This is a genomic window from Rhizobium sp. ZW T2_16, from assembly GCF_044987325.1.
GTDB classification, from domain to species: Bacteria; Pseudomonadota; Alphaproteobacteria; order Rhizobiales; family Rhizobiaceae; genus Neorhizobium; species Neorhizobium cellulosilyticum.
The window spans coordinates 976,638-1,002,701 of record NZ_JBJDRG010000001.1; the positions used below are offsets into that span (position 1 = coordinate 976,638).

Here is a 26,064-nt window from a genome sequence, read left to right on the forward strand (position 1 = left end):
GCATCTGCGACCTCTCCCTTTAACTGGAATTATAGGCTCAGGAAAGGCACCAGCTCTTAGAGAATGCCGGCGGCCGTCAGCATGTCGGTAACCTTGGCATTGTTAAGCTCGGTCGGCTCGACCTTGGGCGCCTGCAAGTCGGCGAGCGGCACAAGCGCCGTGTTGGAGGCTTCGTCCTTGTCGACGGCATATTCGAACGAGGTGCCGTCACGCAGGATCTTCTGGCCGCCCTTGCCGGCAACCCATTTGAGGAAAGCCTGCGCCTGCTGCTTGTGCTTGGAGGATGCGAGAATGCCACCGCCCGAAATCGAGACGAAAGCGCCCGGATCCTGGTTCTTGAAATAGTGCAGCGAGACGTTCTTGCTGTTCTCGCCGGTCTTCGCCTGGTCACTGAAATAATAATAGTGATAGATCACCGCGCCTTCGATTTGGCCGGCATTGACCGCCTTCATCGCCGTCGAGTTGCCGCGGATGGAGGTGAAGTTTTCCTTCATGCCCTTCAGCCATGCCGCAGTCGCTTCTTCGCCCTTCAACTGCAGCAGGGCACCGACGATCGCCTGGAAATCGGCACCCGACGGAGATGCTGCCCAACGACCCTTCCATTCAGGCTTGGCCAGATCCAGCAGCGATTTCGGCAGCTTGTCTTCAGAGAGCTTCGTCTTGTCGTAGGCAAAGACCGTGGAGCGAGCGGCAATGCCCGTCCAATGGCCATTCGCCGGGCGAAACTGTTCCGGCACCTGATCGAGCGTGGCCTTGTCGATTGGCTCGAACAGGCCCTTGCCATCCACCAGCGCCATCGCCGGCGAGTTCTCGGTGAGGAATACGTCTGCCGGAGAGTTTGCCCCCTCCTGTACGATCTGGTTGGCGATTTCCATGTCGCCACCATTGCGAACGGTCACGACGATACCAGTCTCTTCGGTAAAGGCGTCCACCCATTCCTTGGTCAGCCCTTCGTGCTGGGCGTTGTAAATGGTGAGGCTGTCAGCCACCTGGGCTGATGCCGGCGACGAAAGAGACAGGACGGAAATAGCAAAAACGGAAAAGGCGGGCGCTACGCCTGCCAGGAAAGAAGAAGTTTTCAAGATCGCCTCCGTGGAAAACTCACGGTGTTCTCATATCCAAACAGGACAAGGCTGGTCAAGTTTAATCCAGAGAAATCGACACAACAAATCACTATTAAAACAATAAAAACAAAAAGATAAACATCCGATCGAAACATCTCGATCAGCTAAAAAAATCTAGCGGAATGAAGGTTGGCTGGTGAAAAAACAAACTGGCTTGTAGCGGTGCGTCCCTGGTCTGATCGATGCCGGCCCCGATTGCGCCTTGACCCTGACAGACACCTGAACGCCGCTCATCCCAATCCTGCCTTCACCACTACCTCCTCTCTCCACAGCACCATATGCCTGTTCCCGAGCGAATCAGTTACAGCTAACGAACACATCGGGAACAACGTGCGGAATTTGATGTCGGTCGCCTATCTGGAAAAACTGAATGACGCCCAGCGCCGTGCGGTCGAGCATGGTTCGGACGTCCCGAATGGCGGTCCTGCCGGTCCGCTTCTGGTGATCGCCGGTGCCGGCTCAGGCAAGACCAACACGCTCGCACATCGCGTTGCCCACCTGATCGTCTCGGGCGCCGATCCGCGCCGCATTCTGCTGATGACCTTTTCCCGCCGCGCGGCCACCGAAATGGGCCGCCGTGTCGAACGCATCTGCAAGCAGGTTATGGGCGCGAATGGCGGCATCATGTCCGATGCGCTCGCCTGGGCCGGCACGTTTCACGGCATCGGCTCGCGCTTGTTGCGCATCTATGCCTACCAGATCGGCCTCGACCCGGATTTCACCATTCACGACCGGGAAGATTCCGCCGACCTGATGAACCTCGTGCGCCACGAGCTGGGTTTCTCCAAGATGGAAAGCCGGTTCCCGACCAAGGGCACCTGCCTCGCCATCTACTCCCGTGCGGTCAATTCCGAAACACCGCTCGACGAAGTACTGAAAACCTCGTTCCCATGGTGCCAGGCCTGGGAAAAACAGCTGCGCGAACTCTTCGCATCCTATGTGGAAGCCAAGCAGACCCAGAACGTCCTCGATTACGACGACCTGCTGCTCTACTGGGCGCAGATGATGAGCGAACCGTCTATCGCCGAGGATGTTGGCGCCCGCTTCGACCACGTCATGGTCGATGAATATCAGGATACTAACCGGCTGCAATCCTCGATCCTGATGGGCCTGAAACCCGGCGGCCGCGGCCTGACCGTCGTCGGTGATGATGCGCAGTCCATCTATTCCTTCCGCGCCGCGACGATCCGCAACATTCTCGACTTCCCCAATACATTCGATCCGCCGGCCAATATCGTCACGCTGGACCGCAATTATCGGTCGACGAACACTATCCTTGCTGCGGCAAACGGCGTGATCGAGCTTGCGCGCGAACGCTTTACCAAGAACCTCTGGACCGACCGCCAGTCGGAAGAGCGCCCTCGCCTCGTTGCCGTCAAGGACGAGACGGAGCAGGCCAATTACATTGTCGAAAAGGTGCTGGAAAACCGCGAGACCGGCATGACGCTCAAACAGCAGGCCGTGCTGTTTCGCGCCTCGCACCATTCCGGCCCGCTGGAAGTGGAACTCACCCGCCGCAACATTCCCTTCGTCAAATTCGGCGGCTTGAAGTTTTTGGACAGCGCCCATGTGAAGGACATGCTGGCGGCGCTGCGTTTCGCCCAGAACCCGCGCGACCGCGTTGCCGGTTTCCGGCTGATGCAGCTCATCCCCGGCATCGGTCCGCAAACTGCCGGCAAGATCCTCGATGCAATCGCGACCGATCCGGAGCCGCTCGCGGCCCTGCAGGAAATCCCCGCCCCGCCCCGTTCCGGAGCAGACTGGCCTGCCTTCATCGAAATGCTGACCGCCATCCGCAAAAACGAAGGCTGGCCGGCGGAAATCGGCACGGCGCGCGAATGGTACCAGCCGCATCTCGAACGCGTCCATGAAGATGCGGAGACCCGCAAGGCGGACCTTCTGCAACTCGAACAGATCGCCTCGGGTTACGCCTCGCGCGAACGGTTCCTCACCGAACTGACGCTTGATCCGCCGGATGCGACCAGCGATCAGGCTGGTGTGCCGCTGCTCGATGAGGATTACATGATCCTCTCGACCATTCACTCGGCCAAAGGACAGGAATGGCGCTCGGTCTTCCTGCTGAACTGCGTCGACGGTTGCATCCCATCCGATCTCGGCGTCGGATCGACGGCCGAGATCGAGGAGGAACGCCGCCTGCTTTACGTGGCGATGACCCGCGCCAAGGATCATCTCCACGTCATCACACCGCAGCGCTTCTTCGTTCATGGACAGCATTCGCAGGGCGACCGGCATGTCTATGCCGCCCGCACCCGCTTCATTCCGGCAACACTGCTGCAGTTCTTCGAAACCTCCGCCTGGCCGGTGGTCGCCCCCATGTCGGATGCCGAACGGCAGCATCGTCAACAGGTGCGAATAGACGTCACGGCCCGCATGCGTGGCATGTGGCGTTAGGCCTTTGCCTGCCTGTAGGCTGCTACGGTCAGCCACAGGCCGGACAGCAGGAAGTAGAAGGCGCCGAAGCCGACATAAGGGACGATATCGAGAATGGTCGGCACGGCATCGGCCACCGAACGGCTGATCATAAACCCGCCTGCGAGCGTGGATTGTGCGCCGCTGAGGATCATCACCCATTGGGCCCCGGCAATCCGCCAGCGCCGCACACCGGTATAAAGCTGCAGCAGCCCGGACAGGATTGCCCAGAGGCCGAAGACTGCAAGTACGGCATAACTGCTCTTCATCACCGCGAAGATGACCACCACCGTCATGATGCTGCTGGCAACGACATTCAGCATTTGCGACCGGTTGGCCGCAAGCCCGCCATTGGCGCGGGCATCGGCAAGATTGGCGATCGCATCCCAGGCCGGGTAAATCACCAGTAGCAGCGATGCCGCCGCGATCTGGCCTTGAGCCAGAACTGCAGCGCCAATCCACGCGATCGAAAAGAGCGCGCGTACGAAATAATAGGATCGCAGCCAGCTCGACTGCGTGGGGGATTGAACAGACACGGTAAGATCCTAATTTACTGCCTACCTACTAATAGGTAGATAGATTGAAAAGAGTCAATCCGAACCGGCCCTCACAACTTTGCGAGCATAGCAGCCCGCAATTCTTGACGGCCTTCCGACTGGGAGGTAGGCAGCTTTATGGAACAGACGACTTCGGAAAAAATTCTCGACACAGCGCAGGCGCTGATCGTGGCCGGCGGCTATAACGGCTTCAGCTATGCCGATATTTCAACCGCGGTCGGTATTCGCAAGGCGAGCATTCATCACCATTTTCCTACCAAGGCGCATCTCGCGTCCGTCCTGCTGCAACGATATGCAAAACAGGCGGAAGATGGCCTGAATGCTGTTTCCGCCAATCTCCCAAACCCGGCCGACCAATTACAGGCTTATTTCCAACACTGGCGATCCTGCATCGTCGAAGCTTCGGAGCCTTTCTGCGTTTGCGCGATGCTGGCAAGCGAAATGGAGCTTTTGCCGGAAGAGGTCGCCTTGCATGTCAGACGGCATTTCGAAAATCTGGGCCATTGGCTGACCTCCGTCCTGAAGGCCGGCACTGAGCAGGGACAGTTCAGATTGAGCGGAACGCCGGAGGAAGAAGCGCAGATACTCATGGCATGCGTCCATGGCGCGATGCTTTCAGCACGGGCACTCGGCAAACCTGAGATATTTGTCGCCATCATCGGTTCGCAGCTGCGACGGCTTTCGGCGTAGGAGTTTCCTCCGCCCTCGAACGATGCCTTCCTCTGTGGCGAAAAGGCCATTTCCATTAGCCACTGAAACCCTATAGGGCATTGCCGGAACGAGCATGCCGCAGGAGGAATACGGGTGGAGAATACACAATCGATCGCAAAGGCAGCCGGATGGATGATGGCATCAATTGCCCTCTTCCTGCTCATGGCGGTTTCCGGGCGAGAGGTCACGCGTGAGATCGACGTTTTCCAGGCGATGGAAATGCGTTCGGTCATCGCCTTCGTCATGCTTCTCCCGTTCGTGTATCGTGAGGGCGGCTTCAAGGCCATGCGCACACGCATCCTGCCGGCTCATATCGCCCGTAACATCGCCCATTATGTCGGCCAGTTCACCTGGTTGATAGGGATCACCATGATCCCGCTGGCTCAGGTGATCGCCATCGAATTCACCGCACCGATCTGGGCGGCGCTGATGGCAGCGGCGTTCTTGGGCGAACGCCTGACCTGGCGCAAATGCGTTGCAATCGGCTTCGGCCTCGTCGGCGTGCTGCTGATCATCAAGCCGGGCGCGGTGCCGCTTGATCCCGGTCATCTGGTCGTGCTGGGTGCGGCCTTCTTCTTTGCCGTCTCGTTCATCGCAACGAAGTTCCTGACGCGAACGGACAGTGCCACGAAGATCATCTTCTGGATGCTGATCATCCAGTCGATCATCGGCCTCATCCCGGCGCTGCGCGTCTGGACCTGGCCGTCAGCCGGTGTCTGGCCGTGGATCTTCATCATCGCATTTACCGGAACTTTCGCACATTTCTGCCTGGCCAAGGCGCTTTCCCACGCCGATGCGACGGTGGCGATGCCGATGGACTATCTGCGCGTGCCGCTCTCGGCCGTAATTGGCTATTTCATGTATTCCGAAGGGGTAGACGCCCTAATGGCGGTCGGCGCGGCACTTATCCTGACCGGCAACCTCTTCAACCTGCGCCGGCCGAACGCCGGTCGCATCCCACAGACACCGAATTAGAGGTTCATCCATGTCTCGGGTCGTCGCGCTTTTCCAGAAGTTCGATCTGGATCTGCTGCAACTCCGCTAGCCGTTCCCATTGCTTGGCCATCTGGTGGTCAATCTTCTCGTGCAATTGCCGGATTTCAAGTTCGGCGCGCAGATTGATCATGTAGTCGTTCTCGGCGCGAAGCCTGTCCTTCTCCTCCTGCCGTTTCTGGCTCATCATGATGACCGGCGCCTGCAGAGCGGCAAGGCAGGAGAGAACGAGATTGAGAAGAATGAACGGATACGGGTCGAAAGGCCTGGCAAAAACGCCGACGACATTCATCGCCATCCAGATCACCAGAACGGCGATAAAGGACAGGATGAAAGTCCACGAACCGCCGAAGGAAGCCACCTTGTCGGCAACACGCTCCCCGAAGCTGGACTTCCTGTCCGCTGCCGCGGCAGAGTCCGTTTGCACCGTCAGCGTGCCCTTCTCGAAACTGTCCAGAACATGTCGGTCGAGATCGGAAAGCTCGCCACGCTCCTCTTCCAGAAGCTGCTCGACATAGCGGCGCCGAAAGCGCGCAAGATCCTCGTCGCAGATCAGACTGGTGGGAGCGCAGTCTTTAACCTCCTCGGCAATCATCTCGTAGAGATGCGGCCTGAGACTGCCGGCCTTGTGCAGCTTGGACAGCGGAAAGGTCCGGCCGCAGACGATACATTGTCCAGTCTTGGCCTGTCCGTTTTTGGCGAGCGAGGAGTGATTATTCATGCAGTTTCACCGTCGTTTGGGGCGCTGTCTAGCACATTTCCATTCCCCCCGTTCGGATGAAGCGGCGCAACATGGTAGATCTTCGGCTTGAACCGATTGGCGAAGTCTTCCGAGCGACCGACATAGATGAGGGTCGTGCCCTCAAGGCCTTCGAGAACACCGATCAGTTGCACGCGCACCTCCGGTTCCAACCCTTCCAGGACGTCGTCCATGACGAGCCAGTCCGGTTTGCGCAGAACGGCATTCGCCACCTGCAACGCCGCCTCCTCCTCCTTGTCGAGGACCCGATCCCAGCGCTCTACCTTGTCCAGTTGTCCGACATAACGATCGAGGCCCACTTGCAGCAGAGCAGCCTTCAACGCCTCGTCGGTAACATCGGGAATACCTGATGGGTAGGTAATGACCTCACGCAGCTTCGCAGTCGGCAGATAGCCTTCCTGGGGCATCAGGATCATCCTTTCTGCCTGTGGCAGCCGGATTTCGCCTTTACCCCAGGGCCATATCCCGGCCAGCGCCTGGAAGAATAGATGGCGATCCGTACCCGGATCTCCATTGACCATCACCCGCTCTCCGGGTTCGACCGTGAACCCATTTTCTTTCAGTTTGATGCCGTGCCCGTCGGCTGCCTTGTCCGGCTCGCCATAAACCTCGACACCCGTCACAGAAACCCCATCGCCTTCTACGCCATGCTGGTAGTTGATGATTTGGCCCTCCTTTGCAGGTGTATCGGCCATCAGCAGCGCATTGCGGAAGAAGGAAACGCGGGCGAGTGTGGCCCGCCAGTCGGCGATGACGCTGAAATTCTGCACATACCAGCGCAACGCCGTATTCACCTGGTTAAACGCCCCAACCGCCATCATCAAACCGCCGAATGTCAGTTCGCCGGAAAAATACATCGGCGAGGCAATGATGATCGGCGCCACAAGCGCCAGCCAGCCGAAACCGGACGAGACCCATGTGAGATTGGTCAGCGCCCAGGCAAGCTTGCGCAGCATGGCGAGCACGCCGCCGATCGCATCCTGCACCCGGGCAAGCTCGCTCGGCTCGCCCCGGGCAAGCGTGATCGGCTTCAGGTTCTCATTGGCACGGACCAGCGCGGAGCGAAGATCCGCCTCGCGGGCATAACGATCGGCATTGAGCCTTGCCAGCATGCTGCCGACGACATTGCTGAGTACTGAACCGGTCAGCGCATAAAGGATGGTTGCCCAGAGCATGTAACCGGGAATGACGACGTGATGACCAGCGATATTGAAGCCGAAATCCGTCGAGATTGCCCAGAGCACGCCGATAAAGCTACCGAGCAGGATGGTTGAATTGACCAGACCGATAGCCAACGCAGTAGTGTTCTCCGCCAGGATGCGGGTATCCTCGTGCAATCGCTGGTCAGGATTGTTGGCGATCGATCCCGCACCCGCAAGCTTCAGCGCCCGCCCAGGCGTCAGCCAGACATTGGCAAGATCACGCGCCAACCCCTCGCGCATTTTCAGCGCAGTGGTCTGGTTGAGCCATGTCTGGATGACATTGAGCAATGTGAGTGAAATCGCAATAATGGCGAATACGCCGAGCTGCTGAAGGAACCCGGCCATATCACGCCGTTCCAACGAGTCGTAGAAAGGCCCGTTCCACTCGTTCAGACGATAGGTCGCATAGGTTGTGGCAATAATGATGATCAGCAACGCGGCCGCCAGCAGAAGAAGATGACGACGCACCGGTGAAGCCCAGAATGCCCCAATCATCATGCGAAGTTGGCCGGAAAGCGGAAGTTCGTAAGGTTCGGATGCTGCTGCGGCCGCTTTAGACATCTGCGACTGTCTCCTCTCGCAATGTCATGACTCTATGCTTCCTGCAGACTTACCATGCGGTAAAGGGTTGTACAGGCGAAGAGGCTTCACCTTCGGTTTCCGATTGTCATCACCTTATATCGGGAATTGTCGTAACGATTCGGAAGAACGCCCTCCAATAAATCGAGCTCGCCCTATTCCATCCGAGAGATAACCGCGCAATCGTCCTTGCTTTCTTCTTCTGCATTGCACAAACTTAGTTGCAATAGTGATGCACCGGCCCGCTGAACGAGGCCGAAAAACAGCATCCGCGGGAACGCCCCGAAAGGGGAAAACGGGAGCGCCCGGATAAGGGCATTCGAAGGGACAGCATGTCGATCAAGGCAAGCATCTATCATCTCACCCATTACAAATACGACAAGCCCGTCCGCCTCGGACCCCAGATCATCCGCCTGAAACCCGCCGCCCATTCGCGCACGAAAGTGCTGTCGCATTCGCTGAAGGTCACGCCGGAAAACCATTTTGTAAACCTGCAGCAGGATCCCTACGGCAACTATCTCGCGCGGTTCGTTTTCCCGGACCCGGTAACGGAATTCAAGATCGAGGTCGATCTTGTCGCCGACATGACGGTCTACAATCCCTTCGATTTTTTTGTCGAGGAAGAGGCCACCAGATGGCCGTTCAAATATCCTGAAGACCTGATCGAGGACCTCTCGATCTACATGATCCCCGAGCCACCCGGCCCTGCCCTGGTCGAATATCTGAAGCATTTCGACATGTCGCCGGACCAGCCAACGGTCGACATGATCGTCGGCATCAATGCGCGCCTGCAGCAGGCCATCAGTTACGTCATCCGCATGGAACCCGGCGTCCAGACGCCGGAGGAAACGCTGACGGCAGCACTCGGCTCCTGCCGCGACACGAGCTGGCTGCTCGTCCAGATCCTGCGCAATCTCGGCTTCGCCACACGTTTCGTCTCCGGCTATCTCATTCAGCTCACCCCGGACCTGAAAGCCCTCGACGGCCCGTCCGGCACCGAGGTGGATTTCACCGACCTTCACGCCTGGTGCGAGGTCTATCTCCCCGGCGCCGGCTGGGTCGGCCTCGACCCGACCTCCGGCCTACTGACCGGTGAGAGCCATATTCCGCTGGCCGCAACGCCGCATTACCGTAACGCCGCGCCGATTTCCGGCGGCTACTTCGGTGAAGCGAACACCTCGTTCGACTTCGCTATGAACGTCACCCGCGTCGCCGAACACCCGCGCATCACCAAGCCGTTTTCCGACGAAAGCTGGGACGCGCTGAACGATCTCGGAGAACAGGTGGACCGCGTCCTGTCATCACAGGACGTCCGCCTCACCATGGGCGGCGAGCCGACCTTCGTTTCCATCGACGATTTCGAGTCGGAGGAATGGAACACGGATGCCGTTGGCCCGACCAAGCGCGAAAAGGCCGATATCCTGATCCGCCGCCTGCGTGAAAAATTCGCCCCGGGCGGCTTTCTCCATTATGGTCAGGGCAAGTGGTATCCCGGCGAAAGCCTTCCCCGCTGGACCTTCTCGCTCTACTGGCGCAAGGACGGCAAGCCGATCTGGAATGACCCGAACCTCGTGGCACAGGAAGGCGGCGACCATGGCGCCAGCGAGGATGATTCAGAAAAGTTTCTGACGGCATTGGCCGGCGAACTCGGCATCGCAGCCGAAATGGTGGTGCCGGCCTATGAAGACCCGGCGGAGTGGATCATCAAGGAAGGCTCGCTTCCGGATAATGTCGATCCCTCCAATTCGAAGCTCAAGGATCCGGAAGAGCGCAATCGTATCGCCCGCGTCTTTGAGCGCGGCCTGACCAAACCTACCGGCCATGTGCTTCCCGTACAGGCATGGAATGCACAGGCTAGCGGGGCGCCTGTCAGTCGTCGCTGGATCAGCGAAAAATGGCGCACCCGCCGAGGCCGCATCTTCCTTGTTCCCGGCGACAGCCCGGTCGGTTATCGCCTGCCGCTCGGCACCCTGCCCTATATTCCGCCATCCCAGTTTCCCTATATTCATGAGGCCGACCCGTCGATCCCCCGCGGCGCATTGCCGGATACGTTCGTACCCGCCGGGCATCCATCGCAAGGTCGGGCCATGCCGGAATCCTCCTTCAAGGCGGGCGACCCGACCAATCTTGGCCGTATCGAGCAGACGCTGGGTGAGATTGGCGGCGCGGTCCGCACGGCAATTTCCGTCGAGCCGCGCGATGGACGGCTTTGTGTCTTCATGCCGCCTGTCGAGAAGATCGAGGACTATCTCGAACTGATTGCAGCCGCCGAAAATGCCGCCGCCAAGCTGACCCTGCCGGTCCATATCGAGGGCTACGCACCGCCGCATGACGAGCGCATCAACGTCATCCGCGTCGCCCCCGATCCCGGCGTCATCGAGGTGAACATCCATCCGGCCTCAAGCTGGAAGGAAACCGTAGACATCACCACCGCGATCTATGAGGAGGCTCGCCAGAGCCGCCTCGGCGCCGACAAGTTCATGATCGACGGCCGCCACACCGGCACCGGCGGGGGCAACCATGTCGTGGTCGGCGGTGCCAATCCGAATGACAGCCCGTTCCTGCGCCGCCCCGACCTTTTGAAGAGCCTGGTCCTGCACTGGCAGCGCCACCCGTCGCTGTCCTATCTCTTCTCCGGCCTCTTCATCGGCCCGACTTCGCAGGCACCGCGGCTCGACGAAGCCCGACACGATAGTCTTTACGAGCTGGAGATTGCGCTGGCGCAGGTTCCCGCTCCCGGTCAAGGCGTACCGCCACTGCCATGGCTGGTCGACCGTCTGTTCCGCAACCTGCTGACCGACGTCACCGGCAACACCCATCGTTCGGAAATCTGCATCGACAAGCTGTTTTCGCCCGATGGCCCGACCGGCCGTCTCGGCCTTGTCGAGTTCCGCGGTTTCGAGATGCCGCCGAACGCCCGCATGTCGCTTGCCCAGCAGCTTCTCGTCCGAGCGCTGATCGCTCGTTTCTGGAAGAACCCTTTGCAGGGCAAGTTTACCCGCTGGGGCACGGCCCTCGCGGACCGCTTCATGCTTGGCCACTACATCTGGGCCGATTTCATGGATGTGCTGCAGGACCTGCGCGAAAACGGTTTTGACCTCAGGCCCGAATGGTTCGAGGCGCAGCTGGAATTCCGCTTCCCCTTCTTCGGCGAGGTGGAATACGAAGGTGCCAAACTGGAACTCAGGCAGGCGCTTGAACCCTGGCATGTCATGGGCGAACAGGGCGCTATCGGCGGCACAGTCCGTTACGTCGACTCATCCGTCGAGCGCCTGCAGGTCAGGCTCGAAACCTCCAATCCGTCTCGCTACACCGTCAGCTGCAACGGCCGCGCGGTACCTTTGAGAGAAACCACCCAGTCCGGAGTCTCGGTCGCCGGTGTGCGTTTCAAGGCATGGCAGCCGAGGTCCGGCCTGCACCCCGTATTGCCGGTTAATACACCGCTCACATTCGACATTTATGATACATGGTCTGGCCGCGCGATTGGCGGCTGCAGATATCATGTTGCGCATCCGGGCGGCCGCAATTATGAGACCTTCCCGGTGAACGGCAACGAGGCGGAAGCGCGGCGTCTGGCGCGGTTCGAGCCCTGGGGTCACACGGCGGGATTTTATCCCCTTTTGCCGGAGACGCCTTCGCCCGAATTCCCCCTGACGCTCGATCTCCGCCGGCCGCAAGGAGTATGACGCGATTTGACGACTGGCACGGCGAGCGAACGACGCATGGATGAGGAGATCGAACACGATCCGATCCTCGGTTATGCCGCGCTCCCCGGCGTGGCCGACGAGATGCTCGATGCCAAGGGCGAGATCAAACCCGTCTGGCAGAATCTCATCGCCCATCTGAGCCGTCTTTCGGAAGGCGATCTTTACGAGCGTTTTGCCCGCGCCGACCGTTATCTGCGCGATGCCGGCGTCTTCTACCGCACCTATGGTGGTACCGGTCCCGCCGGCACCGGCGAGCGCAACTGGCCGCTCTCACATATCCCGGTCCTGATTCAGGAAGACGAGTGGCAAAATATCTCTCGCGGCCTGCAGCAGCGTGCCGACCTGCTCGAGGCGATGATTGCCGATATCTATGGTGAAAACCGGCTGGTACAGGAAGGTTTTCTTCCACCGCAACTGATTGCCGCCAATCCCGAATTCCTGCGTCCGCTCGTGAGCGTAAAGCCGGTCGGCGGCCACTACCTGCATTTCTGCTCCTTCGAGATTGGCCGTGGCCCGGATGGCAACTGGTGGGTTCTGGCAGACCGCACCCAGGCGCCTTCAGGCGCAGGTTTCGCGCTGGAAAACCGCGTCGCCACCACCCGCGCCTTCTCCGACATCTATGGCGAAACCCACGTCCATCGCCTCGCCTCCTTCTTCGGCGCCTTCCGCGATGCGCTTCAATCGCGCAAGCAATATCCGGATGACAGGATCGCCGTCCTCTCGCCCGGCCCCGCCAACGAAACCTATTTCGAACACGCCTATATCGCTCGTTATCTCGGCTTCATGCTGCTCGAAGGCGAGGATCTGACCGTCGTCAACAACCGCGTCATGGTTCGCACCGTCGCCGGCCTCAAACCGGTCGGCGTGCTCTGGCGCCGCCTCGATGCCTCCTATGCCGATCCGCTGGAGCTCGACCAGAACTCGCATATCGGTACGCCGGGCATGGTGCAGGCACTCCGCTCCGGCTCGCTGACCCTGGTGAACGCTCTCGGCTCAGGCATTCTGGAAACCCGTGCGCTTCTCGCCTTCGCGCCGACCATCTGCCGTCGCCTGCTCGGCGAAGACCCGATCCTGCCGTCGATCGCCACATGGTGGTGCGGCCAGCAATCTGAGCGTGAGCATGTGGCGAAGAATATCGAGCGCATGGTGATCGGCCCTGCCTATTCCCGCTTGCCCTTCTTTGACGACAACAGCCAGTCCGTACTCGGCTCGTCGCTGCGCGAAACCGCGAAGGACGCGGTCGGCGACTGGCTGGCCAGCGAAGGCGGGAAACTCGTCGGCCAGGAAGTCGTGACCCTGTCAACGACGCCGACCTGGGTCGACGGCAAGCTTACACCACGGCCGATGTCGCTGCGCGTCTTCGCAGCCCGCACCGAAAACGGCTGGGAAATCATGCCCGGCGGCTTTGCCCGTATCGGCACCGGCGACGATGTCGCCGCGATCGCCATGCAGTCGGGTGGTGCGGCAGCCGATGTCTGGATCGTCTCCGACAAGCCGGTATCGAAATCGACGCTGCTGCCACCGGAAGAGAGTTTTACCCGCAACATGCCGGGCTCGCTGCCGAGCCGGGCCGCCGACAACCTCTATTGGCTCGGCCGCTATATCGAACGGGCCGAAGGAGCACTGCGCATCCTGCGTTCCTGGCACCTGCGCTACGCGGAATCGGCGGATCCGAACGCGCCTCTGCTTGCCGATGTAACCCGCTATCTGAAGTCGGTCGATATGGACATGGTCAAGGCCGTGCCCGAACCGCTGCTTGCCAACATCAACAGCGCCATCTACTCCGCCAGCAATATCCGCGATCGTTTCTCGCCGGATGGCTGGCTGGCGCTGACCGATCTGGCCAAGACCGCCAAGCGCTTTCATGAAGCGGCTCAACCGGGTGATGACGCAGCTCACGCCGCAACCATTCTTCTGCGCAAGCTCGCCGGTTTTGCCGGTCTCGTGCATGAAAACATGTATCGCTTCACCGGATGGCGCTTCCTGTCCATCGGCCGCCATCTGGAACGCGGCCTGCACATGACGCGCATGCTTGCCCATCTTTCCGGCCCGGATGCGCCCGACGGTTCGCTCGACATGCTGCTGGAGATTGGCGACAGCGTCATGACTCACCGCCGCCGCTACAACGTCAACACGGCGCGTCTCACGGTCAACGATCTGCTCGCGCTCGATCCGCTCAACCCGCGCTCGATCCTGTTCCAGCTGAACGAGATCCGCACTGAAGTGGAAAAACTGCCCAACGCCTTCGAAAACGGCCAGATGTCGCCCTTCTATCGCGAGGCCATGCGCCTTCATTCCGGGCTGGCGGTGATGACACCGGAGACGATGAACGAGGATGTCTATCGCAGGCTGGAAAAGGATCTGGAGAACCTCTCCGATCTTCTCGGCCGGACCTATTGCAGTTGAGTTGAAGGGGAGGAACGACGAATGCTCTACGACCTCTCTCTGCACATGGGTTATGCCTATGATGTGCCAGCCTCCGGTGCTCGCCATGTCATCCGGCTTCTGCCGCTGTCGCTGCCAGATCGCCAGCGCCTGATCGCAGGCTCGGTCACCGTCTCGCCGGCAACCGACGAAAGGGTCACCTTCATCGATTTCTTCGGCCAGCAGGCGACTTCGGTTCTAGTCCGCGCCCCACATGACCGACTGGACATCCGCATGCAGGCCCGTGTCATGGTAGAGGCGCCGACCATGCAGGCGGATCTTTCCCCGACGCTCGACGTATTGCGCACGGAACTGGCCGAAGTCTGGTCCGTCGACCCGTCCTCGCCGCATCATTTTACCGGCTCCAGCCCCAGATTACCGGCGGAACCGGCAATTGCGGCTTACGCGCGCGAAGCAGTGAAACATGGACAGACGGTGCGCGAGATCGCCGCCGCACTCTGCACCCGCATCCATAAGGATTTCAAATACGATGCCGAGGCAACGACGGTCGATACCACGCCAAAGCAAGCCTTCAAGCTGAAACGCGGCGTCTGCCAGGATTTCGCCCATGTGATGATCGTGGCGCTGCGCAGCCTCGGCATACCGGCCGGGTACGTCTCCGGCTTCCTGCGTACCATCCCGCCGCCTGGCAAGGAACGGCTTGAAGGGGCCGACGCCATGCATGCGTGGGTACGCGTCTGGTGCGGCGATGCACTGGGCTATGTCGAACTCGACCCGACCAACAATATTCCAGCCGGCAGCGACCACATCGTCGTCGGTTACGGACGTGATTATTCCGATGTCGCACCGGTCATCGGAGTGCTTAAAGGTTACGGAAATCAGAAGGCCGATCAGGCCGTTGACGTAATTCCGGTCAAATAGACCCGTTTTGGTGCTGATTCTGGCTGGTCACTAAAATGCAAACATTTTACTTAAGTCATCCTGCAGAGCTTTTGCCGCAATAGTCCATTAGAGCGACCGAATGTGCCGGTCGCAGTCAGGGACGGCGGCCATCATGACCATTTTCAAGCGTTTTGCAGACGATCGCGGCGGTAACTTTGGGATGATGACGGCGCTGATGCTGCCGTTGCTGTGTGGCGCGGCCGGTTTCGCCATCGATTTCACCAATGCCATGCAGGTGAAAACTAACCTTCAAAGCATAGCTGACGCCGCATCGCTTGCGGGCGCATCCGCAATGTCGCAGCAAGGCTATACGAAGGCACAGGCGGAAAAGCTTACGAAGGATTATTTCGTCGCCCAGATCATAGCCTCCGGTTTGGCTGACGCCACGACAACGGACGAGAAGACTGCAGCCGAAACCAAACTCCGTGCTGCGACTACCGCCACAGCGACAGAAAACACTAGCGGCAGTGCAAAACCCACCTATACCGTAAAGCTCGACACGCTTTATGCGCTAAACCTCAATCCGATCACCGGCATCTTCGCCGGCAAGTCGATGAGCATCGGTATTAATGCAACCTCGACCACCGGCACGGATGGCAACGACACCCGCACCGGAATTTCCATGTATCTGGCACTGGACCGCTCAGGCTCGATGTCATTCGTGACGTCGACAAGCAAAGGCAAGGGAACAAGCTGCGTAAACTACACGGCTGAGAATTGGAGATATAAAGATTACCTGTCACCGTCGAGCCCCTGCTACGTTCGCAAAATCGAAGCGTTGAAAACTGCGGCAAACGCTCTCTTCGATTCTCTAAAAAAGGCAGACAGCTCTATCTCTTCGGCAAACTCGACATCAACACTGGTCCGAGTTGGCGCGGTTTCATACACGGATGAAACTCAAAAGGCATCGTCGATTGCCTGGGGTACGGCAGCGGCCTCGACATACGTTCAGAATTTGCCAAATGTTCCGACAGGTGGAACCGATGCAAATGGTGCGATGCAACTCGCTTTGGATGCGTTGAAGAAAGCCAATTCGACTGAAGCGGACGCTCACAAATCGAAGAAAAACGATACCTTCAATCGTTACATCGTCCTCATGACAGATGGTGAGATGACTGGAGGAAGCAGCGACTGGAATCCCGATCTGGACAAGGCTGTTCGCACCAAATGCTCTGACGCCAAGAAAGACGGCATTATGATCTTCACGGTAGCTTTCATGGCGCCGGATAATGGTAAGAGCCTGCTGAGTGCCTGTGCGACATCCAGCGATTATTACTACAGCCCGGACGATATGAATTCCCTCGTGGCTGCCTTCGGTGACATCGCCGATAAAGCCGCCAAGCAGACTGTCCGCTTGACCAACTGATGGGCCGACACTGCAGCAAAGCCTCGCCCTCCGCGGGGCTTTTTGCGTTCTGCTGCAAGGATATGCAGTTACCCTCCGGCAACCATCTTCAATTCCGCCGTTGCATGCCGTTCACAACGATGCATAACTGTGCCGGTAACATTCTGCCATATCGACTGAATCGGACATTCCTCCACCCGCTCAACCGAGAACAATTGGCGACTATATGAACAACACAACTCCCCCCGTCGAAATTCCCTATCCCGCCCCGCGCTCGTCACGCCCTGAAATCATGGCGGAAGAAATCATTGAGCGCCTGACCTACCGCATCGGCAAGGATGCCAAGGTGGCCAAGCCGCATGACTGGCTGACGGCAACCATATTGGTTGTCCGGGACAGAATTATCGACAGATGGATGGAGAGTACGCGCCAGGCCTACCGGACAGGGCAGAAGCGCGTTTATTATCTATCGCTGGAATTCCTGATCGGCCGCCTGATGCGCGATGCCGTCAGCAATCTCGGCCTGATGCAGGAGATTCGCGACGCGCTGTCCTCGCTCGGCGTCGACGTGTCGGTGATTGCCGGTCTGGAACCGGACGCCGCACTCGGCAATGGCGGCCTTGGCCGCCTTGCTGCCTGTTTCATGGAGAGTATGGCAACGGTCGATATTCCGGCGTATGGCTACGGCATCCGTTATATCCATGGCCTGTTTCGTCAGCAGATGGCCGACGGCTGGCAGGTCGAGTTGCCCGAAACCTGGCTTGCCCACGGCAACCCCTGGGAGTTTGAACGCCGCGAGAGCTCCTACGAAATCGGCTTCGGCGGATCGGTGGAAACCATCGGCGGCTACGAGGATTTGCCTCGTTACGTGTGGAAGCCGGCCGAACGCGTCATCGCCATGGCCTATGATACCCCAATCGTCGGCTGGCGCGGTAATCGCGTCAATACCTTGCGCCTCTGGTCGGCTCAGCCGATCGACCCGATCCTACTTGATGCCTTTAATGCCGGCGACCATATCGGCGCGCTGCGCGAGAGCAACAAGGCGGAATCGCTCACCCGCGTCCTCTATCCCGCCGACGCAAACCCGGCCGGGCAGGAACTGCGCCTACGCCAGGAATTCTTCTTCTCGTCGGCATCGCTGCAGGACATCCTGCGCCGCCATCTCCAGCAATATCCGGATTTCACCAACCTGCACGAGAAGGTTTCGATCCAGCTCAACGACACGCATCCGGCCGTCTCGATCGGCGAACTGATGCGACTTCTCGTCGACATCCACGGCATGGATTTCGATGTCTCCTGGGAAATCGTCAGGCAGACCTTCTCCTACACCAACCACACCCTTCTGCCCGAAGCTCTGGAAACCTGGCCGGTGCCGCTCTTCGAGCGCCTTCTGCCGCGCCACATGCAGATCGTCTACGCGATCAACGCCAAGATCCTGCTCGAAGCCCGCAAGGAAAAGCGGTTCTCCGACACGCAGGTCCGCGCCATTTCGCTGATCGACGAAGGCGGCGAACGGCGGGTGCGCATGGGCAACCTCGCCTTTGTCGGCTCCCATTCGATCAACGGCGTCTCGGCGCTGCATACCGACCTGATGAAGGTCACCGTCTTTGCCGATCTGCACACGCTTTACCCGACCCGCATCAACAACAAGACCAACGGCATTACCCCTCGCCGCTGGCTGATGCAGTGCAATCCCGGCCTAACCTCGCTGATCCGCGATGCGATCGGCGACAAGTTCCTCGACGATACCGAAGCGCTGGTCGAACTCGACAAGTTCGCCGACGATGCAAGCTTCCAGGAGAAATTTGCCGCCGTGAAGCGGGCGAACAAGGTGACGCTCACCAATCTCGTCGGCAGCCGCATGGGCATCAGGCTCGATCCGTCGGCACTGTTCGATATCCAGATCAAGCGCATCCACGAATACAAGCGCCAACTTCTGAACATCATCGAAGCCGTCGCGCTTTATGACCAGATCCGCTCCCATCCGGAACTGGACTGGGTGCCGCGGGTAAAACTCTTCGCCGGCAAAGCGGCGCCGAGCTATCACAACGCCAAGCTTATCATCAAGCTGGCGAACGACGTTGCCCGTGTGATCAATAACGACCCTTCGGTGCGCGGCCTGCTCAAGGTCGTCTTCGTGCCGAATTACAATGTCTCGCTGGCGGAAACGATCGTGCCCGCCGCCGACCTTTCAGAGCAGATTTCGACCGCTGGGATGGAAGCCTCCGGCACCGGCAACATGAAATTCGCCCTGAACGGCGCGCTGACGATCGGCACGCTCGACGGCGCGAATGTCGAGATGCGCGAACATGTTGGCGACGACAATATCGTCATATTCGGCCTGACCGCCGACGAAGTGGCGAAGGTGCGCTCGGAAGGGCACAATCCTCGTGCCGTGATCGAGCAATCGCCCGAACTGGTGCAGGCGTTGAACGCCATCGCTTCCGGCGTCTTCTCACCGGACGACCGTTCGCGCTTCCAGGAATTGATCGACGGCATCTATAACCATGACTGGTTCATGGTCGCCGCCGACTTCGATGCCTATGCTGCGGCACAGCGCACGGTTGACCAAATCTGGTCAGACCCTAAATCCTGGTATTCAAAGACAATTCGCAATACCGCCCGGATGGGATGGTTCTCCTCGGACCGCACAATCCGCCAGTACGCGTCGGAAATCTGGAGAGCCTGATGACAAAATCGCCGAGTGCGCTCGATGACGGGAGAGCTCCTGGAGAAATCCCGTTGTCCGAGATCGAGGCGATATTGGCAGGTAGGCATGCAAATCCTTTCGCCGTGCTTGGGCTTCACAAGCTCGGCGAAAAATATCGTGCCCGTTGCTTCATTCCCGGTGCCGAAGAGGTGACCGTGCTTTCGCTCAGCGGCGCGGAACTCGGCGAACTGACCTGCCGTCATGAGGCGGGTTATTTCGAAGGCCTCGTCGACGCGGGCCAACTCCAGCCCATCCGTTACCGCGCCCAGCGCGGTGACGTGGAATGGGCCGTGACCGATCCCTACTCCTTCGGGCCGGTTCTCGGCCCGATGGATGACTATCTGTTACGCGAAGGCTCGCATTTGAGGCTCTTCGACAAGATGGGCGCCCATCCGCTCAAGCATGAGGGTGTCGAGGGCTTTCATTTCGCTGTCTGGGCACCAAATGCCCGGCGTGTCTCTGTCGTTGGCGAATTCAACAACTGGGATGGCCGCCGGCATGTGATGCGGCTGCGCCAGGATACCGGCATCTGGGAAATCTTTGCGCCCGACGTTCGCGCTGGTGCCGCGTACAAATTCGAGATCATCGGCAAGGATGGCAAGCTGCAGCCCTTGAAGGCAGACCCGTTTGCACGGCGAGCCGAGATGCGACCGAAGACTGCCTCGGTAACATCCCCGGAACTGGCCCAGGTATGGGAAGATCAGGCTCACCGGGAATTCTGGGAAAAGGCCGATCATCGCCGACAGCCGATCACCATCTACGAAGTGCATGCAGGATCATGGCAGCGCCGCGACGACGGATCGTTTCTCTCCTGGGATGAACTCGCCTCGCGCCTCATCCCTTACTGTGTCGACATGGGCTTCACCCATATCGAGTTTCTGCCGATCACCGAACATCCGTATGACCCGTCATGGGGCTATCAGACAACCGGACTTTATGCACCCTCCGCCCGTTTCGGCGAGCCGGAAGGCTTTGCCCGTTTCGTCAACGGCTGCCACAAGGTCGGCATCGGCGTCATTCTCGACTGGGTGCCTGCGCATTTTCCGACCGACGCCCACGGTCTGCGCGATTTCGACGGCACGGCACTTTATGAACATGCCGATCCGCGTCAGGGCTATCACCCCGACTGGAACACTGCGATCTACAATTTCGGTCGCGTCGAGGTTCTGTCCTACCTGATCAACAACGCACTCTACTGGGCGGAAAAATACCATCTCGACGGCCTGCGCGTCGATGCCGTCGCCTCGATGCTCTATCTCGATTATTCGCGCCGCGAAGGCGAATGGATTCCGAATGAATATGGTGGGCGAGAGAACCTCGAATCCGTCCGTTTCCTGCAGAAGATGAATTCACTCTCCTACGGCACGCATCCGGGTGTGATGACAATCGCCGAGGAAAGCACCTCCTGGCCGAAGGTCTCGGCGCCGGTGCATGAAGGCGGGCTTGGTTTCGGCTTCAAGTGGAACATGGGCTTCATGCACGACACGCTGAGCTATCTCGCGCGCGAGCCAATCCACCGCAAGCACCATCACAACGCCATCACCTTCGGCCTCGTTTACGCCTTCGCGGAAAACTTCGTGCTGCCGCTCAGCCATGATGAAGTGGTCCACGGCAAAGGCTCGTTGATTGCCAAGATGGCCGGTGACGACTGGCAGAAATTCGCCAACCTCAGAGCCTATTACGGCTTCATGTGGGGTTATCCGGGCAAGAAGCTGCTCTTCATGGGACAGGAATTCGCCCAATGGGCGGAGTGGAGCGAAAGCAAGTCTCTCGACTGGAACCTTCTCGCCTATCACCCGCACCAAGGCATGCGCCGCCTCGTGCGTGATCTCAATTTCTGTTACCGCTCCAAACCCGCGCTGCACGCCCGCGATTGCGAGGGTGAAGGTTTCCGCTGGCTGGTCGTCGACGATGCGGACAACTCCGTCTTCGCATGGCTGCGCATGGCGCCGGGTGAAAAGCCGGTCGCGGTCATCACCAATTTCACGCCCGTCTATCGCGCAAACTACAGGCTTCCCCTGCCGCATGCCGGTAAATGGCGGGAAGTCTTGAATACCGACGCCGAGATCTACGGCGGCAGCGGCAAGGGCAATGGCGGCAAGGTTCAGGCCGTGGATGCGGGAGGAAGCATCTGGGCGGACGTGACTTTGCCACCGTTGGCGACAATCATGCTGGAACTCGAAAACAACGCATAGGGGAGGAGAACAATGAACGACAAGCAACGTGTCCAGCCTCTGTCTCGCGACGCCATGGCCTATGTTCTGGCCGGCGGACGTGGCAGCCGCCTCAAGGAACTGACAGATCGGCGCGCCAAGCCCGCCGTCTATTTCGGCGGCAAGGCCCGCATCATCGATTTCGCTCTCTCCAACGCGCTGAATTCCGGCATCCGCCGCATCGGCGTCGCCACCCAGTACAAGGCCCACTCGCTGATCCGCCACATGCAGCGCGGCTGGAACTTCTTCCGCCCCGAGCGCAACGAGAGCTTCGACATCCTGCCCGCCTCCCAGCGCGTTTCGGAAACGCAATGGTATGAAGGCACGGCCGACGCGGTCTACCAGAACATCGATATAATCGAGGGTTATGCGACCGAATATATGGTCATCCTCGCCGGCGACCATGTCTACAAGATGGACTACGAATTGATGCTGCAGCAGCACGTCAATTCCGGCGCCGACGTCACCGTCGGCTGCCTGGAAGTGCCGCGCATGGAAGCAACCGGCTTCGGTGTCATGCATGTCAACGAGAAGGACGAGATCATCGATTTCGTCGAGAAGCCGGCCGATCCGCCGGGAATTCCCGGCAAGCCGGATTTCGCGCTCGCTTCGATGGGCATCTACGTTTTCCACACCAAGTTTCTGATCGACGCCCTGAAGCGTGATGCAGAAGTCCCCGGCTCCAGCCGTGACTTCGGCAAGGACATCATTCCCTATATCGTCGAACACGGTAAGGCCGTCGCTCACCGTTTTGCCGACAGCTGCGTCCGCTCCGACTACGAGCGCGAACCCTATTGGCGGGATGCCGGCACGATCGATGCCTATTGGCAGGCCAATATCGACCTGACCGAAATCGTTCCCGGCCTTGACCTTTACGACAAGTCTTGGCCGATCTGGACCTACGCGGAACTCACCGCACCGGCAAAATTCGTCCATGACGACGAAAATCGTCGCGGTTCGGCAACGTCCTCGGTCATTTCCGGCGACTGCATCATTTCCGGCTCATCGCTGAACAAGAGCCTGCTCTTCACCGGCGTTCGCGCCAATTCCTATTCGAAGCTCGAAGGCGCGGTCGTGCTGCCGAATGTCAGGATCGGGCGGCGCGCCCAGCTCCGCGATGTCGTCATCGATCACGGTGTAACCATCCCTGAAGGGCTGATCGTCGGCGAGGATCCCGAACTCGACGCGAAACGCTTCCGCCGCACAGAAAGCGGTATCTGCCTTATTACCCAGAAAATGATCGACAAGTTGGATCTGTGATGCAGGTCCTCTCGGTCGCTTCAGAAGTCTATCCTCTGGTGAAGACGGGTGGGCTGGCCGATGTGGCCGGCGCGCTTCCCATTGCGCTGGGCAAGCGGGGGATTACGGTCAAGACGCTGATGCCCGGATACCCGGCCGTCATGCGGATCGCTCAGGACGCCGTTCTACGTCGCACCTTTCCGGATCTGCTCGGCGCGGAGGCCCGCATCCTCGAAATAAACCACAAGGGCCTCGACCTGCTGATCCTCGACTGCCCTGAACTGTTCGACCGCCAGGGCGGCCCATATCTCGACGCAACCGGCAAGGACTATGAAGACAACTGGCGCCGTTTTGCGGCCCTGTCCAAGGCCGGTGCGATCATCGCCCAACATGGACTGACCAGCGATCCTGGCGGCTGGCGGCCCGATCTCGTGCATGTGCACGACTGGCAAGCGGCCATGCTGCCCGCCTATATGCGCTACGCCGAAGAACCGGAAGTTCCGAGCGTCATCACCATCCATAACATCGCTTTCCAGGGCGTGTTCGACGCCGAGATTTTTCCTGCACTGGAACTGCCACCACACGCCTTTTCGATCGACGGTATCGAATATTACGGCAAGGTCGGTTTTCTGAAAGCCGGCCTGCAGGCAAGCTGGGAAATCTCCACGGTAAGCCCCTCCTATGCGGAAGAAATATTGACACCCGAATACGGCATGGGTCTCGAAGGTCTGCTGCATCATCGCTCCGAGGATCTGACCGGCATTGTCAACGGCATAGATACCGAGGTCTGGAATCCGGAAACCGACGCGCTTCTCGATAGCACCTATTCCGCATCGACGCTGAAGGAACGGGCGCAAAACAAGCGGCTTGTTGCCGAACGGTTTGCCCTGGATATCGACGATGCCCCGCTTTTCTGTGTCGTTTCGCGATTGACCGAACAGAAAGGCATGGATCTTCTTGCCGAAGCGCTGGACGATCTCGTTTCTCACGGCGCCACGCTGGCAGTCCTCGGTTCCGGCGACAAGACGCTCGAAGATGCCTTTCACGCCGCCGCACTGCGCCATCCCGGCCGGATCGGCGTGATTGCCGCCTATGATGAGCCGCTTTCCCACCTGATGCAGGCGGGCTGTGATGCGATCATCATCCCGTCCCGCTTCGAACCATGTGGCCTCACCCAGCTTTATGGCCTGCGTTACGGCTGCGTGCCGATCGTCGCCCGCGTCGGCGGCCTCAACGACACGGTAATCGATGCGAGCCATGCAGGTCTCGCGGCAAATGCCGCGACCGGCGTATCCTTCGGCCCGATCACCACCGACAATCTTGCCCGTGCGATCCGTCGCGCCATCCGCCTTTATAAGGACGAGAAGGTATGGACTGTGATCCAGAAGCAGGGCATGAAATCGGATGTTTCGTGGAACCGCAGCGCAGGCCTTTACGCCGCGCTCTTTTCCGAGATCCTTGAAAGAAAAGGTATTTGAGAATGATCAAGACCGTCGCGACCACCCCCTACCAGGACCAGAAGCCTGGCACGTCCGGCCTGCGCAAGAAGGTTCCGGTCTTCGCCCAGCCGAACTATGCGGAAAATTTCATCCAATCCATTTTCGACAGCCTGGAAGGCTTTGACGGCAAGACGCTGGTGATCGGCGGCGACGGACGTTATTATAACCGCGAAGTCATCCAGAAGGCGATCAAGATGGCCGCGGCTGCCGGCTTCGGCAAGGTCATGGTCGGCCAGGGCGGGATCCTGTCGACCCCCGCCGCATCCAATATCATCCGCAAGTATCACGCCTTCGGCGGTATCGTTCTTTCCGCCAGCCATAATCCCGGCGGCCCGACCGAAGATTTCGGCATCAAATACAATATCGGCAATGGCGGCCCGGCACCGGAAAAGATCACCGACGCCATCTACGCCCGCTCCAAGGTAATCGACACTTACAAGATCGCCGACACGGCGGATCTCGACCTCGACAAGACCGGCACCTTCAAAGTGGCCGGCATGGCGGTCGAGGTCATCGATCCGGTCGCCGACTATGCCGAACTGATGGAACAGCTCTTCGACTTCGGCGCCATCCGCGCGCTGATTGCCAGCGGCGTACGTGTGGTCATCGACAGCATGGGCGCCGTCACCGGCCCCTACGCCACGGAGATCCTCGAAAACCGCCTCGGCGCACCGGAAGGCTCGGTCCGCAACGCAACCCCTCTGCCGGATTTCGGCGGTCATCACCCGGACCCGAACCTCGTCCATGCCAAGGAACTTTATGACGATGTGATGAGCAAGGACGGCCCGCATTTCGGCGCCGCCTCCGATGGCGATGGCGACCGCAACATGATCGTCGGCAAGGGCATGTTCGTCACCCCGTCGGACAGCCTCGCAATCATCGCCGCGAACGCAACACTCGCACCGGGCTATGCGAAAGGTATCGCCGGCATCGCCCGCTCCATGCCGACCAGTGCTGCCGCCGACCGCGTGGCCGAAAAGCTCGGCATCGGCATGTACGAGACCCCGACAGGCTGGAAATTCTTCGGTAACCTGCTCGACGCCGGCAAGGCGACCGTCTGCGGCGAGGAGAGCTTCGGCACCGGCTCCGACCATGTACGTGAAAAAGACGGCCTCTGGGCCGTGCTCTTCTGGCTGAACATCATGGCCGGCCGCAACGAAAGTGTCGCCGAGATCGTCAAGAGCCACTGGGCCGAATACGGCCGTAATTACTACTCCCGCCACGACTACGAGGAAGTGGATTCGGATGCGGCGAACGGCATGATGACCGCGCTGCGCGAAAAGCTTGGCGACCTGCCGGGCCAGAGCTTCGGTGCGCTGAAGGTGGCCGCTGCGGATGACTTTGCCTATCACGATCCGATCGACGGTTCCGTTTCGAAGAACCAGGGCATCCGCGTCCTCTTCGAAGGTGGTAGTCGTGTCGTTTTCCGTCTCTCGGGCACCGGCACTTCGGGCGCAACGATCCGCGTCTATGTCGAACGTTATGAGCCCGATCCGGCCAAACACGGCATCGACACCCAGGAAGCGCTCGCCGACCTGATCGCCGTCGCCGACGAGATCTCCGACCTGAAGAAGCGCTCCGGCCGCGATGCACCAACGGTGATCACGTAAGCCGCCTGACCATATAAGCCCGGAGATCGCAGATGAATTTACCCCCCTCTGCCCTGCC

16 protein-coding genes are annotated in these 26,064 nt (G+C 59.5%); 12 read left to right on the top strand and 4 right to left on the bottom strand.

Annotated features, from left to right (window positions below):
• Positions 1-56: 56 nt before the first annotated feature.
• On the bottom strand, positions 57-1,028 hold the full coding sequence (locus ACI3K0_RS04815) for an iron ABC transporter substrate-binding protein (RefSeq protein WP_404945117.1): 972 nt from the start codon (positions 1,026-1,028) through the stop codon (positions 57-59).
• Between the two features lie 438 nt (positions 1,029-1,466).
• Between ACI3K0_RS04815 and ACI3K0_RS04820 the strand changes: the two genes are divergently transcribed.
• Positions 1,467-3,536 (top strand): ATP-dependent helicase, encoded by a 2,070-nt coding sequence (locus ACI3K0_RS04820; RefSeq protein WP_206823871.1) that lies wholly within the window; start codon positions 1,467-1,469, stop codon positions 3,534-3,536.
• Here ACI3K0_RS04820 and ACI3K0_RS04825 read toward each other — a convergent pair.
• Positions 3,533-4,090 (bottom strand): DUF308 domain-containing protein, encoded by a 558-nt coding sequence (locus ACI3K0_RS04825; RefSeq protein WP_206823101.1) that lies wholly within the window; start codon positions 4,088-4,090, stop codon positions 3,533-3,535. The two genes, ACI3K0_RS04820 and ACI3K0_RS04825, sit on opposite strands and share 4 nt — an antisense overlap.
• A gap of 138 nt (positions 4,091-4,228) precedes the next feature.
• Here ACI3K0_RS04825 and ACI3K0_RS04830 point away from each other — a divergent pair, with 138 nt between their 5' ends.
• Both ACI3K0_RS04830 and ACI3K0_RS04835 read left to right on the top strand, forming a co-directional pair.
• Positions 4,229-4,801 carry a TetR/AcrR family transcriptional regulator gene (locus ACI3K0_RS04830; RefSeq protein WP_206823106.1) on the top strand — a complete coding sequence of 191 codons (573 nt, stop codon included), beginning with the start codon at positions 4,229-4,231 and terminating at the stop codon, positions 4,799-4,801.
• Between the two features lie 114 nt (positions 4,802-4,915).
• Complete coding sequence (locus tag ACI3K0_RS04835) at positions 4,916-5,797, top strand: DMT family transporter (RefSeq protein WP_353654149.1); 882 nt, start codon at positions 4,916-4,918, stop codon at positions 5,795-5,797.
• 4 nt (positions 5,798-5,801) lie between these two features.
• Here the strand turns inward: ACI3K0_RS04835 and ACI3K0_RS04840 are convergent, their stop codons facing one another.
• On the bottom strand, positions 5,802-6,536 hold the full coding sequence (locus ACI3K0_RS04840) for a DUF1003 domain-containing protein (protein ID WP_206823108.1): 735 nt from the start codon (positions 6,534-6,536) through the stop codon (positions 5,802-5,804).
• A complete protein-coding gene (locus ACI3K0_RS04845) occupies positions 6,533-8,338 on the bottom strand; it encodes an ABC transporter ATP-binding protein/permease (protein ID WP_404945010.1) in 1,806 nt (601 codons plus the stop codon). The genes ACI3K0_RS04840 and ACI3K0_RS04845 overlap by 4 nt, the downstream gene beginning before the upstream one ends.
• A 350-nt stretch (positions 8,339-8,688) precedes the next feature.
• On the opposite strand from ACI3K0_RS04845, the gene ACI3K0_RS04850 reads away from it, so the two are divergent.
• The 9 genes from ACI3K0_RS04850 (at position 8,689) to ACI3K0_RS04890 (ending at position 26,006) form a co-directional block, all read left to right on the top strand.
• Positions 8,689-12,042, top strand: coding sequence for a DUF2126 domain-containing protein (locus tag ACI3K0_RS04850; RefSeq protein ID WP_404945011.1), 3,354 nt, complete (start codon positions 8,689-8,691; stop codon positions 12,040-12,042).
• Positions 12,043-12,078: 36 nt separating this feature from the next.
• Positions 12,079-14,469: a circularly permuted type 2 ATP-grasp protein gene (locus ACI3K0_RS04855; protein WP_404945118.1), complete on the top strand. Its 2,391-nt coding sequence runs from the start codon at positions 12,079-12,081 to the stop codon at positions 14,467-14,469.
• A 21-nt stretch (positions 14,470-14,490) separates the two neighbouring features.
• Entirely contained in the window at positions 14,491-15,369 is an 879-nt protein-coding gene (locus ACI3K0_RS04860; RefSeq protein ID WP_404945012.1) for a transglutaminase domain-containing protein, read from the top strand.
• Between the two features lie 133 nt (positions 15,370-15,502).
• A complete protein-coding gene (locus ACI3K0_RS04865) occupies positions 15,503-16,756 on the top strand; it encodes a pilus assembly protein TadG-related protein (RefSeq protein WP_404945013.1) in 1,254 nt (417 codons plus the stop codon).
• 205 nt (positions 16,757-16,961) lie between these two features.
• Complete coding sequence (locus ACI3K0_RS04870; RefSeq protein WP_404945014.1) at positions 16,962-19,424, top strand: glycogen/starch/alpha-glucan phosphorylase; 2,463 nt, start codon at positions 16,962-16,964, stop codon at positions 19,422-19,424.
• A complete protein-coding gene (gene glgB / locus ACI3K0_RS04875; RefSeq protein WP_148143411.1) occupies positions 19,424-21,640 on the top strand; it encodes a 1,4-alpha-glucan branching protein GlgB in 2,217 nt (738 codons plus the stop codon). The genes ACI3K0_RS04870 and glgB overlap by 1 nt, the downstream gene beginning before the upstream one ends.
• A 12-nt stretch (positions 21,641-21,652) precedes the next feature.
• Complete coding sequence (glgC, locus tag ACI3K0_RS04880; RefSeq protein WP_404945015.1) at positions 21,653-22,918, top strand: glucose-1-phosphate adenylyltransferase; 1,266 nt, start codon at positions 21,653-21,655, stop codon at positions 22,916-22,918.
• Positions 22,918-24,375: a glycogen synthase GlgA gene (gene glgA, locus ACI3K0_RS04885; RefSeq protein ID WP_404945016.1), complete on the top strand. Its 1,458-nt coding sequence runs from the start codon at positions 22,918-22,920 to the stop codon at positions 24,373-24,375. Before glgC ends, glgA begins: the two co-directional genes overlap by 1 nt.
• A gap of 2 nt (positions 24,376-24,377) precedes the next feature.
• Entirely contained in the window at positions 24,378-26,006 is a 1,629-nt protein-coding gene (locus ACI3K0_RS04890) for an alpha-D-glucose phosphate-specific phosphoglucomutase (RefSeq protein ID WP_404945017.1), read from the top strand.
• The last annotated feature ends 58 nt before the right edge of the window (positions 26,007-26,064 follow it).